Below are 12,206 nucleotides of genomic sequence, written 5' to 3'. Positions count from 1 at the left end.
GGCATCCTTGTGCGATGCCCGTACGTCGCGACACGCCGTCCATCGATCTTTCTGCCGAACCCCTGAGTCGTCTGCCGGGCGTCGGTCCACGCGTGGCGGAAAAGCTGGCGGTGCGTGGTCTGTTGACGATGCAGGACCTGTGGCTGCACCTGCCGCTGCGTTACGAGGACCGCACCGCGATCACGCCGATCCGGTTGCTGCAGCCCGGCGTGCCGGCGCAGATCGAGGGGCGCGTCGAAGCGGTCGAGCGCGGTTTCCGTTATCGGCCGGTGCTGCGGGTGGCCGTCGGCGACGATTCGCGCGGCACGCTGGTGTTGCGCTTCTTCCATTTCCGTGCCGCCCAGGTCGCGCAGTTCGCCGTCGGCGCGCGTATCCGCTGCTATGGCACGCCCAAGCCGGGACAGCACGGACTGGAAATCGTCCATCCCAGCTACCGTGTGCTGGGCGATGGCGACGACGCGGCGCTGGGCGAGGCGCTAGATCCGGTGTATCCGGCGGTGGAAGGCCTCGGTCCGGCGAGCATCCGCAAGCTGATCGGTCAGGCCCTGGAGCGCTTGCCTGACGAGGACAGCCTAGAACTGCTGCCTGCCACATTGCTTGAAGGCTTAGGCCTGCCATCGCTACGCAATTCGCTGCTCACCATGCATCGCCCACCACGCGATGCCGATGTCGCGGCCCTCGCACTGGGCACGCACCCCGCACAACGTCGACTGGCGATCGAGGAACTGCTGGCCCATCACCTCAGTCTCCGCCGCCAACGGTTGGCGCTGCAGCAGCACGGCGCACCGGTGCTGAAGGGCAAGGGCACGCTGGTCAAGGCCCTGGTCAAGGCGCTGCCGTTCACGCTGACGGGGGCACAGCAGCGCGTGTTCGCCCAGATCCGCGAGGACATCGCCAAGCCATCGCCCATGCTGCGGCTGGTACAGGGCGACGTCGGCACCGGAATGTTAGCATCGATGGGCGTACACAGAAGACCTTTTCGATGCAGAAGAGCTCCAATAGGCTACCAAAGCCTGAAGGAAAGAGGGCGGGGCTTACCTTAAGCGCTCAGAGTAAGCGGGGTGCCCTTCGATGGCATGTCAAGTTGTTCCTGGCGTACTTACTAGATGCCATCCAGGAGTCCTGGCGGGAAGGCGCTCGGGCGCGCCGTCCAAAAGACATCAAGGCAACGGTGGCTGTCCACACCAAATGTGGCGCGATCCAAATCCCCTTGCTTCGGCCAGCAGGTGGATGGACTGAAAAGCTTCTGGAGCGCATTCAATCCACATTGAAAGAGCAGGCTGATCTCGTGTGGGTCGGAGCTACACAGTGTTTGGAAAGCGAAGCGTTTCCCCGCTCTTCACTGAAAGCCCTGGTGACGCGTCTAGTGGGGCGGGTTTATCCGCCCTCTAGAATGGAAGCGGTGATTAAGAAGATGGAAGCATTCCTCGCAGACTATGCAATCTGCGAGAAGCGTAACGAAGCGAAAGTCTGCCATGCCAGCGCAATCATCGAACAAGCCGAAGCCCGCGGCTTCTCTAGCAGCGCGATAAGCGTAACGCCAAAGGGGCCACGAGCGCGCCTGGTTGTCATCTTCTCGCAGCTACGGCTGCGACTTCCCGGCGGCCCTGGAACCGGGGAGTGGGCGGCACTTCAAGAGAGAATGAACGCGGCCGCCGTCAAATTCAAAGCGTGCCAAGGCAACTTAGTCTTCCTCCCGACAGAGAACAACCCCCACGGACGTAGGACATACCCAGGGTACGTTGTGGACTTCGAACAACTGGGAGTTCGGCAGGGCGGCCTCTTGACGGAAGTGTTGGATGCGATGCCAACTCCCGTAAGTCATCAGTACTTCCAAAGGCTGATGCGTCACGTTGAATGGATCTGCGCGACGTCGTGCATTTCGCAAGCTAGGGTTCGTGCAATCCTAAGCTCACGATCTGACATTCTTCAGGAAGATGATCTCCAAGTTCTCACCAATGCACTGATCTCATGTTGTGATGCCCGCCCTCTAGAGCCGCGGTCAAGAAGCGGCTACCTGAGCGCGTTCCAAGAGGCCTTTCATGGCGCATTTCAATCGCTAGGAACTCGTGCGAGCAAGGTTCAACTGGATAGCACGAAGCACTGGGCGAGAAGAAGTCGCGGACTCATCAGTGAGGTTGCCGATCCTGGAGCGATATCGCCGGAGAACCGCCCTCCAATCATTCACGTCGTAGGAGGTGATGGCGCACTGAGTAGAGAGCGTGCTGCGGAACACTTGGAAGATAGGCTGAAGCGTATCGAGAATGCGTGTGACCATGCATTAGCAGAGTTCATCAACTGGCGGAAATTCATGCTTCGCGCCGGTGAGATGGGCGTTGATGACTCTTTCCGGTCCTACGTGGATCAAATGAAGGGGCTTGGTGACGGGCGAGAGGATTTCCGGCAATGGCTGAGAGGTGCTGCCACTGAGGACATTGCAAGAGTCACCTTCTTTGCCGCTCAGAAGCACGAGCTTTATCGAGAGGCTCGCGATAGGGAGCTTCGTTCGAATGTCCACCAAGGTCGCTTCAACCGCGCATTCGGACGGATCAGCGAAGAGTACCCAGAACTGGTGAACTGGTGCGGAGGTCGTTCATCACCATTCTACTCTTTTGCCATTCAAATGATCTGGTGGGTGCCACGCTGGGTTCAGTTGGCAATTGAAATGAAGATACAGATAGTCACTTCATGGAATCGCGACACGGTGAAGCATCTGGAGGCTAATGGGGTTCGTCGCGAGGGGGCGCGATTGGAGTTCCAGTCATTGAAGGGAAAAAATGGAGAGATGGAAAACGCCAGTGTGGAGCCGGTCGATAAGCTCCTTCAGGCTGGCATCGATCTTATGATTGAGCACAACGCCAACGTCGATCGCTACTGGTCTCGCGAATCGCCAGGCTTGTTTGTTACCTTCATCGAGAAAGGGGTGGGCCGTCGAGTCTTTGGGCGAGGTACAGACCATAAAATTCTGTCGAGATTCATTGCCTACTACGAGCTTCCGCACTTTACACGGGAGCAGCTTCGAAATCAGAGCGCGGGTGCTGACTATCTTAGCCATGACGATCCACATGCGACACAAGGACGCCTGGGGCACACAAGCATCAGGACAACTGCGGGCTATCTTGACGGCACCGTATTTCGGGTATTGAACTCAGCCAACATTGCGAAGTTCCAGAAGGTGCTAAGCGCCTCGATTGTGTGGGCCGCTGGTGGCGAGGATGCGGTGACAAAGAGCGGGATGCCTCTTTCGTACGTGGACAAGAGGCTGCTATTTCCCGTGAGTGACAGTGCGGTGACGGATCGTCTGATGCCGCCGGAGTGTGACGTCTGGATGGTTGACCCAGAGCAGCCTTTGGTACTGGACAAGATCAGGGTCATGCATCTCATTCGACAGAGGGCCTACTACGCACAGAACTGGCAAAGATTACGCGCTGAATCATCGGAGAGATTCTCCAAGGTCCATCTTCCACGGATCGAGTTTACAGCCGCACTCTGGGCACTCATCTCGGACTCCGAGTATGCGTGTTTGCTGGAGCAGAGGGTATGAAAAAAGGCGTGAAAGTTGACGCTGGTTTGATTGCGCCATCGCCAAACCGAGATTCAGATGAGGGCGCTTGGCCCACGGGAGTTGCACGAGATAGAAGGATTCTAAGCGATTGGAATGACCCGGTTCTACGGGTGGCCAACGGTGACAAGATTAGGCTCATCGACCTCTCCCGAATTCCGCTGCCAGCCAATGGTCCTGACGGACCCTTCTCGGAAAGCTTCACTCTTGGGAAATTTCCGCACTGGGTAGATGTTGCGCGCGCGCAATTTTGCAACGTTCTGTCAGCCGGGACCGGGCATGACGCTCTAGGTAAAGCGGTCAACTCGCTCAATCATACGTCCAGGTTTTTCGCATGGTGCGTGAAGAATCGGATCTACAAGTTGGCCGATGTGACCTTGGACGATATGAGGAGGCTGGCGCTCGAGTTGCAACCCAAGGGGTGGTTCAGCGCCCTAAACACGGAGGCCGAGCTGAGGGAGCTAGTCAGGCGCTGCGAAGACGATAAAGCCCTACTTCTGCAGGTTGCTTCATCTCATGATGGGGCGACTTGCAGCATCTCTTCGGAGCGACTCTCCTCTTACCTTGGATACGTAGTCACATCGCGGGAGTATCCGATGTTCCTCCGTAAGGAAATAGCTGGTCTGATGCAGAAGGTGACAGTCGGGGCGGAACGGAGAAGCGACGATATGCAGCCCTGGTCCGAGGCGTCGTTCAAGAACTGCTTCGGTGCACTGAATGGACTTTGCATTCTTCCCGCGACGCTTGACAGGCTGAGCTTTGAACCCTTCGCTAACGCCCGGCTTCATGCGCGCCTTGCCAACGGGATTCCGGATGGGCGGACCGCCAACTTGACGGTGGAGGATGCTGCTAAGTTGCTAGCGGAGTCGCTTGAGTGGCTTTACAACAAGGCTGATGCAGTTATCGAGCTCGTGGCGTTCTGGCGAGAGACGCTTGTTGGGACAGCATCTGAGTACAAAGGCGAGGCGAACGTCAGCACGCGCGTGAATGCAGCGATACGTGAACGATACGCAGAGCTAAAGTCGCGTGTGGACTTTCCCTATGAAGTGGCCTCGTTCACCACTGCAACCGGTGAGAGCATCTCCCTGCTGGTGAAGAATCTCTTGACGGCGGCTTTCGTCCTGATTGCCATTACGCAAGCAAGAAGAAAGAATGAGGTAGTCGGAGAGGGGAGTCGGCCATGGGGCATCTACGCGGCGTGCCTTGAGAAGATTGATCCCGATATCGATGCATATGCCCTGGACATCTACATCGAGAAGACCTGGAATGCCTGGATGAAGATGCCGGCATCAGCGCTGACGGTGCATGCAGTGGACGTGCTGACAAGATTGAGGGCCGCCGCTCTTCCCGGCGAGGAGGTCGGAACCTCGGATCAGGATAGGCGTGCCCAGAAGCTGTTCTCCTTCCCCGGCAGCGCGGCGCTTCTCGGGGATGCGAGCGCCATGTTTGGTTTTTCCTTTGACGAACACAGCGGGGAACTGTATTCGCTGGCGGGAGTTGCTGATTCTGAACGCAAGACTCACATGTTCCGACGTTTCTTTGCGCTGGTGTACTTCTATCGATGGGAACACCCCAAGTTGCAGGCCTTGTCGGAGTTCCTTGCACACTTTGATCTCGAAACGACCAGGGTCTACATCACCGACCCAGCCATGCGAGACAAGGCAGATCGAATTGAGGCACTACATCGGCACAGAGCGGATTGTTTCCCAGAGCAAGAGATGTCAGAAGCCCAGCGCCACTACGCGGATGCGCAGTTGGATGCGATGCTAACTTCCGACGGTGCCGGGGGGCCAATGACGAGGCGTGTACATCGTTGGATTCAGCGCATCTGGCGGCACGTCGAGTTTCCTGATCGCGACCCAGCGACCCTGAAAAGCGAAATCCGAAAGCAGTTTAAGAGCAGGGGGTACGCGCCAACCCCGATGTCTCATGGGGTCTGTTGGGCGGAAGAATCTGGCGCGCGGGTCGGCTTGAGAGGGCGTTGTAGCAAGGAGGGGACAATTCGTAGGGAGCTGGCAGGAGTGGATATCTGCGGCGCCTGTGTATTTCACAGTACATCGAGCTCCTTTTTGCTGAACGTGGAGCAGGATGCCAAGCGCCTGGATGAGCAGGCAGCTCTGGCAACCGACCCGCGAGAAGCGCAAGTTCTTCGCGCCACCGCCTCGTGCTCTCGAGAGCTTGTAGAGTTGGAACTGTCGCTTATCCAACGTCAGCGATGCCCACTGACCAAGCCACCAGGAAAGAAGGTGCCGGAATGAGTGTCTCTGATCAGCATGTTTCACGTCGCTTGCGTGCTCAGGCAGATCTTGCCATGAGTGCAAAGAAGGATCTCATGACGCGCTGGGCGCGTGATGGAGTTCCCGTGTGCGTCGGCTCGGAGCATCCAAAACAGCTTGAGTGGTATCCGACCAGTCTTCGGAGCTTCAGTGCCTGGGATGGTAGTCAGAACTCTGCGGCGGTCCGTGAGTCCGAACCGCTTCTTCGCAAGACGGCGTTCCAAACGCTCAAATCTAATGCCTCGCTGCATCTGGCTATCAACCAGTTGCTTCGCCAGTTGGAGGTCACAGCCGAAGCTTGTCGGAGAGCCTTGAATCCTGAGCTTGCTGTGGAAGATGCAAAGGAGAAGGCGGAGGTCGAGCGCGCTAAGCGCGCCGGAGCACTACTGGGGTATCGTCAGGCAAGAGCCGAAGTCCGCACGGCCCGGAGAGATCTCGGTGCCGAGAAGAGGGCGCACCAGGGAACCTTGGGGCTGCTAAGGGAGAAAGAGCGCGAACTGGCTCAGGCACATGAGCAAATCGCAGCGCTAACTAAGACCTTGCGTAAGACGACGAGCCTCAAGTCGGTTCGATAGATGATGCCGCCAGAACAGAGACAGCAAATCACCGCCATGTATCACCATCATGACCTCGCTCCTGGCCTGGCACTTGCTGTGGCTCTGGGTGCGGGTATAGAGCCCGCGAAGGGCTTTAAAAAGCTCCAGTCCACGGGCCTGGTGGAGCGGTGGCAGGTACCGCTCTACCTTCCGTCGCGCTATCTAGATGCGCGAGTACCCATTGAGCGCTTCTTTGGCCTTACCGGCCAGGGACAGGAAGTTGTAGTTGTGGGACGTTACGCAGGCAACATGCGTACGAAGTGGGGTGCAGGGCGCTGGGGAGGCAAGCGCAGCCCGCAAGCGCAAGGGGCACTCCTTGATGAGGAGGGGATGCAGCTACGTTTCTCGGTCTTCGGCGATGCGCGAACGCTGCAGAAGACACTCGAAGAGTCCGAGGGGCCGATCGCACTCGCGGGTACGCTTACCCAGGTGGGCGCGCATGTCTATTTGAACAATCCGACATTGCTGGATCAGAGTCTGATTGGTGCGGTAGTGCCCCACTACCCAGGCAAGGCGCGGGTGCTGTCCCTGGCCATGGCCCGTCGAGTCATGGCAGCTCTACTGCCGTCTACCATCCCCCTGTGTGCTGCAGAACTCCGAGCAAGGGCACGAGCCTTTGTGAGCGACGGGCAACTGAGAAGACTGCTGGGAAGGCCCGAAGGAACCCTAGAGGACTTGCTGGTTAGAGCCCACTTCCCTTCGTCGCCGGACGTGGGAGAGCGCGCGCAATGGCACCTTGAGCGTTTGTCAGCGCTCATCACGGTGGGGGATCTTAGGGCAGCCAAGCAGTGTCCAGTCGCGGTGAGAAAGCCGCTGGCCCTCTCGCCTTGGCAGGATCTCGCATCGCGTGCGCCTTTTGTCCTCACGCACGAGCAGGCTAGGGCGGTCGATCGCCTGACAGAGCGCTTTGGTGGGACAGAGGCGTCCTCTACCTTAATCAATGCCGATGTCGGCATGGGGAAGTCGATCGTCTACCAAATGGCGGTTGCCTCCGCTGTCCGTTCGGCTGCACGCGCGGCCGTTCTCCTGCCCAACGAACGACTGGCTGTGCAGGCTCATCAGGAGATCTGTCGTCTATTTCCTGAGTTCGATGCCGCCCTGGTTACCGGGAAGACGAATGATCGAGCGATGACGAACGCGCGTTGGCTCGTCGGAACAACGGCCCTACTGTTTCGTGACATTGGCCACTTGGATGTGTGCGTCATCGATGAGCAGCATCGCTTCTCGGTGGAGCAGCGACGTGCCTTGGTAAAGGATGGAACGCATGTTGTCGAGATCAGCGCCACTCCTATTCCTCGCACACAGGCCATGCTGCTGTACGGGAAGTTGGATGTGCTGCGATTGACGGAACGCCACAGTCCGCAAGACATCCGTACCCAGATTGTGCATCGAAACGGCACATCGGACATGGTTGAGCATCTCAGGAGCCTGCTGAATGCAGGCGCTCGAGTTCTGATCGTGTGTCCTCGGAGGGAGGAGGGGGAGGACGATGAAGGGCCTGACCTTCCATCGGTGGCGCGCGTGGCACATAAGTGGAGCACCATGTTCCCTGGATTAGTGCGCGCCCTGCATGGGGCCTCGGGTGAGGCGGATGTACACCAGGCTTTCGAAGACATGGCAACGGGCGCTGCCCGCATCTTAGTCGCCACAACCGTGGTTGAGGTGGGCTTGAACATTGCCAATCTGCGAGGCGTCGTTATCGTCCATGCAGAACGCTTTGGTCTGTCGCAGCTACACCAGTTGCGTGGGCGCTTGGCACGGGAGGGGGGAGAGGGTCACTGCTACTTGTACCTGCCCCGCGCGGTGGGTTTAGATGCAGATGTAAGGCTACAGGCGCTGGTTGATACCAACGATGGATTCGTTCTTGCCGAACACGACATGAGAATACGCGGCATTGGGGATGTCTCAGACGCCGGTGCTCGCCAGCATGGCAGCGCCGGTAGCCTTCTGATGAATCGCCAAGTAGGTATGTCCACTGTCATGGAGATCATGGAGATGCTCGGTGACGAGGACTGAAGCTTTGGTGGAGTGGGTAGGAGTCGGCACTGAGCGTTTGCCAGTCTTCTACAACGCGAAGCTACGTCTCATGGACGAGTTTCATGACTACGTGTGCTATGTCGCCGAGACCGAGGCCAAGAGTGGATCGAGCCAAGCGTACACATCCAAGGTGCAAGCAGTGTCATACGCGTTGCTGGCGTGGCTGCGATTTCTGGACGGCACAAGCGCCAGTTGGAAGGATGCCGACAATGCCAAGCTACGGGGATTCAAAGATCTTGCGCTTAAGCGGGTGAAAGCATCGGTGCGTGGCAAGGGGAAAGAGAACGCAGCAAAGCGAACGGTCAATATCCAGCTCAAGTGGATCTACCGCTACTACGCTTGGGCAGAGCGGACGGAGCGATGCGGAACGATTCTTGGGCCCGGCGAAGACGCGCCGATCAAATCGACACTCAACATGCCCTCGGCTAACAGTAAACGGAAAAGTGGTCTGGACAAGAATGCCTATCCGCTGCTGTTCGGGAGATTGGGGAATCGATCGGGTGCTCAGTACTTTGCGAGCGGCCAAGACAAAAGGAAGGTCGCGGAAGTCCTGTCCGAGGCAAACGACCCTTTCATCGCTGAGCGAAACCTCATCATTCTTGAGCTCGCATCACGTGTAGGTTGGCGTGCCGGCACAATGACGTTTCTGGAGAGCGGTGACTTTCCAACGCATCCGAATGAGAAAATGCCTGGCGATGGCGTTCCGATCCGACCCGCGATTCAGAAAGGCGGACACTCTGACTCATTTGGCGTTCCTCTAACGCTTGCTCTACGCATCTCACGATTCATTCAATGGCGAGAGCGCTGGCTGATTCAGGGGGGATGGAGTGAGAAAGAAGCGAAGGGTCGACTCTTCGTGAGTGGGAAAACCGGCACGCCCCTGGGCAACAAGACGATAACGCAGATGATTGGCTCTGCTTTCAGGAAAATTGGGGTTGAGGCCGGTCGCGGCGCGGGCGTTCACTCGTTTCGTCGCAAGTATGCAGAGGATTCCACGCGCGACGATCTTTCCTCGCGGCGCGCGGGCGGCTACTCGACCGCGATGGAGGATGTCATGCACGGCACCGCTCATAGGCTGGGGCACAGGAGCTTGTCCTCTCAAGTGGCCTATCAGCGAGCAGTCCATGCCAGTACGCATAAAGACCACACACATGAGCTGCGAACGAGCTTGGAAGAAGCCGAATCAGAGCTCGCAGTAGCCAAGGCGGAGAACGCTGCGCTGCGGGCGGAGCTATCTCGACGAGGCGCTCCTGCTAACCCGAAAGGCGGAAAGAAGAAGTTGCGATAGGGCGCACGGCGCCAGCGACTACTCGGAATTCATGGGCCGCAGCACTTCTTCCACTTTCGTCCGCTACCGCATGGGCAAGGATCATTTCGACCGATTTTTTGGTTGCCTTCTCCGCCTCGAAGCACTTGCCTCATGGCGGCATTCCGTGACACTGGCGGGACCTGTTCCTCTCGGGCCACAGCGGCATCGAGTTGATCATCCTGATGCCAAGGTTCTGCCAGTCGCATGCCGAATCTTAGCCGGGCCTGGTCTGGGGCCAGGCACAGGCCGAACCATAGGTCGGCCTTCTGCAGGTATTTTCGGCGCGTCGTCAGCACGGCCAGCCTCTGAGACGCCTCTAGGTCATTTTCCGCACTGATCAGCACCGTGAGTCCACTCTTATCCGCGAACATGAGCGCGAGGCTGTGCGGCTTGCCATCACGGGCGGCCTGCTGCGCCTGCCCGTCAATCAGCCGGTTGAGATCGGAGCGCGTACATTTTTCTTAACTTCGATGCCGCCACAGGATTCACCACGGGCTTCTCGGTGTACGGCAACTACCGCGCGCAGCGCAACTACGGCAGCGAACCCAAACCGTATGTGCCTACAGACGAGCCGAAGCAGCGTCCTGAAGCTTGGACCGTTGAACGCCGTGAGATGGATGAGGAGTTCAAAGGGCTCCAGCGGGTCATGTACTACCTCGCCGACCTGATCGACAAGGCGCAGGCCGACCCAGACCACGAGGATCTGAAGAAGGCCACCCTGCAAGTTTATTTCTGGGATGCACGCCAGTTCGAGCACTTCCGTACGGTGGTTGGCCGCCACTTGCACCGGCTTCTGGGCGATACGCGCTTGAACGGACTGGTGTGGTTGTTTCCGCCAGAGCAGGTCATCGCTCACCCCGAGTACGCGCTAACGCCGGCGGTTTCATTCGTGCGCGATGCGATCCGGCGTCTGGAGATGGACCGGCCAGCCTTTCGTAGACATCCGGTTGCCATAATTGATGGCAATGACCGAGGTGTTTATGGGCAACAGCAAGCAGTACACGGATGAGTTCCGGGCAGAGGCGGTGAAGCAGGTGATCGAGCGTGGCTTCACGGTGGTGGACGTCGCCTCCCGGATCGGTATTCCCAAGCACACGCTCTATGGATGGGTGCAGGCCGCCAGGAAGGCGACACCGGCATCCGGTGCTGCAGCAGCGCCGACCGACTCAGCCGAGATCCGCCGGCTCAAGGCCGAGCTGCGGCGGGTGACCGAGGAGCGCGACATCCTAAAAAAAGCCGGGGTGAGTTCAACCCGTCGACGCAACGGCTTGGCTCAGCTTAGCGGCTGGCGTCTGGAAGCCCAAGGTCTTACGAGGTCTTTCGTTGAGACGTCTGGCGATCTTGTTCAAGAATGCCTGCGAATGGCGGGATAGATCCGTGCCGTCGGGGAAGTACTGCCGCAGAAGGCCATTGGTGTTTTCGTTCGAACCGCGCTGCCAAGGGCTTTGCGGATCGCAGAAGTAGACCTGCGTGTCGGTCGCCACGGTGAAGTTCTTGTGGCTGGCCATCTCACCGCCTCGATCCCACGTCAGCGATTTTCGCAGCGCGGTTGGCAGTGTTTTCACTTGCCGGCTCAGCGCCGAGACGACGCTGCTGGTGTCCTTACCCTTCACTTTCACCAGCATCACGAAGCGCGAGTGCCGTTCCACAAGCGTCGCGATGTGGGAATTGTTGCTGCCCGTGATCAGATCACCCTCCCAATGCCCTGGCACGGCGCGATCTTCGACCTCCGCCGGACGCTCCCGAATCGATACCGCGTCGATAATCCCGCCGCGAGGCGTCGCGGTGGCCAGCTTTGAGTGGCGCATACGGCGACGCGTGCGCAGGTGCGCCAGGAGTTCCTTCTTGAGCAGGCCGCGCGCCTGGATGAACAAGCTCCGGTAGATCGTTTCGTGCGACACCTGCAGTGCCTGGTTGAGCGGGAACCTCAGCTTAAGCCAGCCGGCGATCTGTTCCGGCGACCACTGCTGGCCCAGCTTGCAAGCCACCAACCAGCGCAGACGAGGGTTATCGGCCAACCGGCAAGACTGTGGCCTCCGGGCTGCCTCCCAAGCGGCCTCATCGGCATGTGCGGCCCGATATCGGTCACGGCCACCATGCCGTGCCACTTCCCGGCTAATCGTCGAGGTAGGCCGCCCTAGGCTGAGCGCAATCTGGCGAAACGACTGGCCAGAAGCTAGGCATCGAGATATCTCTTCGCGGTCCATTAAGCTCAGCGACCGGGCGGATCGGCGACGTTCCCTCGGCGCGATCCCGCCTTGCGCGGCCAGAACCCCGAAAATCGAACCCGGATTCTTGTCAAAGAAGCGGGCAATGTCGCTGAGCGACTGGCCGCCCTTCCATCGTCGCCATAGATCTCGCTTCTGGGCTCGAGACATGCCGGGCCGTCCCATCCTTGCCATATCGTTCGCTCCTATCAGTGCAAC

At 58.7% G+C, this 12,206-nt stretch carries 8 protein-coding genes and 2 pseudogenes; 8 read left to right on the top strand and 2 right to left on the bottom strand.

The annotated features are described in order from the left end of the window. Window positions 1–14: 14 nt before the first annotated feature. The 6 genes and pseudogenes from ACGHX3_RS16240 to ACGHX3_RS16215 form a co-directional block, all read left to right on the top strand. Window positions 15–944: pseudogene (locus ACGHX3_RS16240) on the top strand (OB-fold nucleic acid binding domain-containing protein); the annotation flags it as partial. A 140-nt stretch (window positions 945–1,084) separates the two neighbouring features. Further along, window positions 1,085–3,544 carry a hypothetical protein gene (locus tag ACGHX3_RS16235; RefSeq protein WP_155944770.1) on the top strand — a complete coding sequence of 820 codons (2,460 nt, stop codon included), beginning with the start codon at window positions 1,085–1,087 and terminating at the stop codon, window positions 3,542–3,544. Between the two features lie 614 nt (window positions 3,545–4,158). Further along, complete coding sequence (locus ACGHX3_RS16230) at window positions 4,159–5,820, top strand: hypothetical protein (RefSeq protein ID WP_155944769.1); 1,662 nt, start codon at window positions 4,159–4,161, stop codon at window positions 5,818–5,820. Window positions 5,821–5,873: 53 nt separating this feature from the next. After that, the gene (locus ACGHX3_RS16225; protein WP_056881692.1) at window positions 5,874–6,413 is read left to right on the top strand and encodes a hypothetical protein; all 540 of its coding nucleotides are present in this window, start codon (window positions 5,874–5,876) and stop codon (window positions 6,411–6,413) included. Then, a complete protein-coding gene (locus tag ACGHX3_RS16220; protein WP_056881691.1) occupies window positions 6,414–8,450 on the top strand; it encodes a DEAD/DEAH box helicase in 2,037 nt (678 codons plus the stop codon). A 70-nt stretch (window positions 8,451–8,520) separates the two neighbouring features. Then, window positions 8,521–9,759 (top strand): hypothetical protein, encoded by a 1,239-nt coding sequence (locus ACGHX3_RS16215; protein WP_213605301.1) that lies wholly within the window; start codon window positions 8,521–8,523, stop codon window positions 9,757–9,759. Window positions 9,760–9,788: 29 nt separating this feature from the next. On the opposite strand, the gene ACGHX3_RS16210 is transcribed toward ACGHX3_RS16215, so the two are convergent. Further along, the gene (locus tag ACGHX3_RS16210) at window positions 9,789–9,893 is read right to left on the bottom strand and encodes an SEC-C metal-binding domain-containing protein (RefSeq protein ID WP_394697314.1); all 105 of its coding nucleotides are present in this window, start codon (window positions 9,891–9,893) and stop codon (window positions 9,789–9,791) included. Between the two features lie 389 nt (window positions 9,894–10,282). On the opposite strand from ACGHX3_RS16210, the gene ACGHX3_RS16205 reads away from it, so the two are divergent. Next, window positions 10,283–10,789 (top strand): hypothetical protein, encoded by a 507-nt coding sequence (locus ACGHX3_RS16205; RefSeq protein WP_394695584.1) that lies wholly within the window; start codon window positions 10,283–10,285, stop codon window positions 10,787–10,789. After that, window positions 10,761–11,018, top strand: a pseudogene (locus tag ACGHX3_RS16200) (transposase); the annotation flags it as partial. The gene ACGHX3_RS16205 and the pseudogene ACGHX3_RS16200, both read left to right, overlap by 29 nt. 9 nt (window positions 11,019–11,027) lie before the next feature. On the opposite strand, the gene ACGHX3_RS16195 reads toward ACGHX3_RS16200, so the two are convergent. Next, window positions 11,028–12,182 carry an IS30 family transposase gene (locus tag ACGHX3_RS16195; RefSeq protein WP_054663587.1) on the bottom strand — a complete coding sequence of 385 codons (1,155 nt, stop codon included), beginning with the start codon at window positions 12,180–12,182 and terminating at the stop codon, window positions 11,028–11,030. Window positions 12,183–12,206 lie beyond the last annotated feature (24 nt).

This window comes from Pseudoxanthomonas japonensis (assembly GCF_043632995.1).
In the GTDB taxonomy this organism is placed as follows: Bacteria; Pseudomonadota; Gammaproteobacteria; order Xanthomonadales; family Xanthomonadaceae; genus Pseudoxanthomonas_A; species Pseudoxanthomonas_A japonensis.
This window is presented reverse-complemented; position numbering and strand designations above follow the sequence as displayed.

Excerpts from the sequence above, each read along its gene's own strand:
- ACGHX3_RS16230 (WP_155944769.1), top strand. The coding sequence starts at position 4,159 with ATGTTCCTCCGTAAGGAAATAGCTGGTCTGATGCAGAAGGTGACAGTC.
- ACGHX3_RS16225 (WP_056881692.1), top strand. The coding sequence starts at position 5,874 with ATGAGTGCAAAGAAGGATCTCATGACGCGCTGGGCGCGTGATGGAGTT.
- ACGHX3_RS16220 (WP_056881691.1), top strand. The coding sequence starts at position 6,414 with ATGATGCCGCCAGAACAGAGACAGCAAATCACCGCCATGTATCACCAT.
- ACGHX3_RS16215 (WP_213605301.1), top strand. The coding sequence starts at position 8,521 with ATGGACGAGTTTCATGACTACGTGTGCTATGTCGCCGAGACCGAGGCC.
- ACGHX3_RS16210 (WP_394697314.1), bottom strand. The coding sequence starts at position 9,893 with ATGAGGCAAGTGCTTCGAGGCGGAGAAGGCAACCAAAAAATCGGTCGA.
- ACGHX3_RS16195 (WP_054663587.1), bottom strand. The coding sequence starts at position 12,182 with ATGGCAAGGATGGGACGGCCCGGCATGTCTCGAGCCCAGAAGCGAGAT.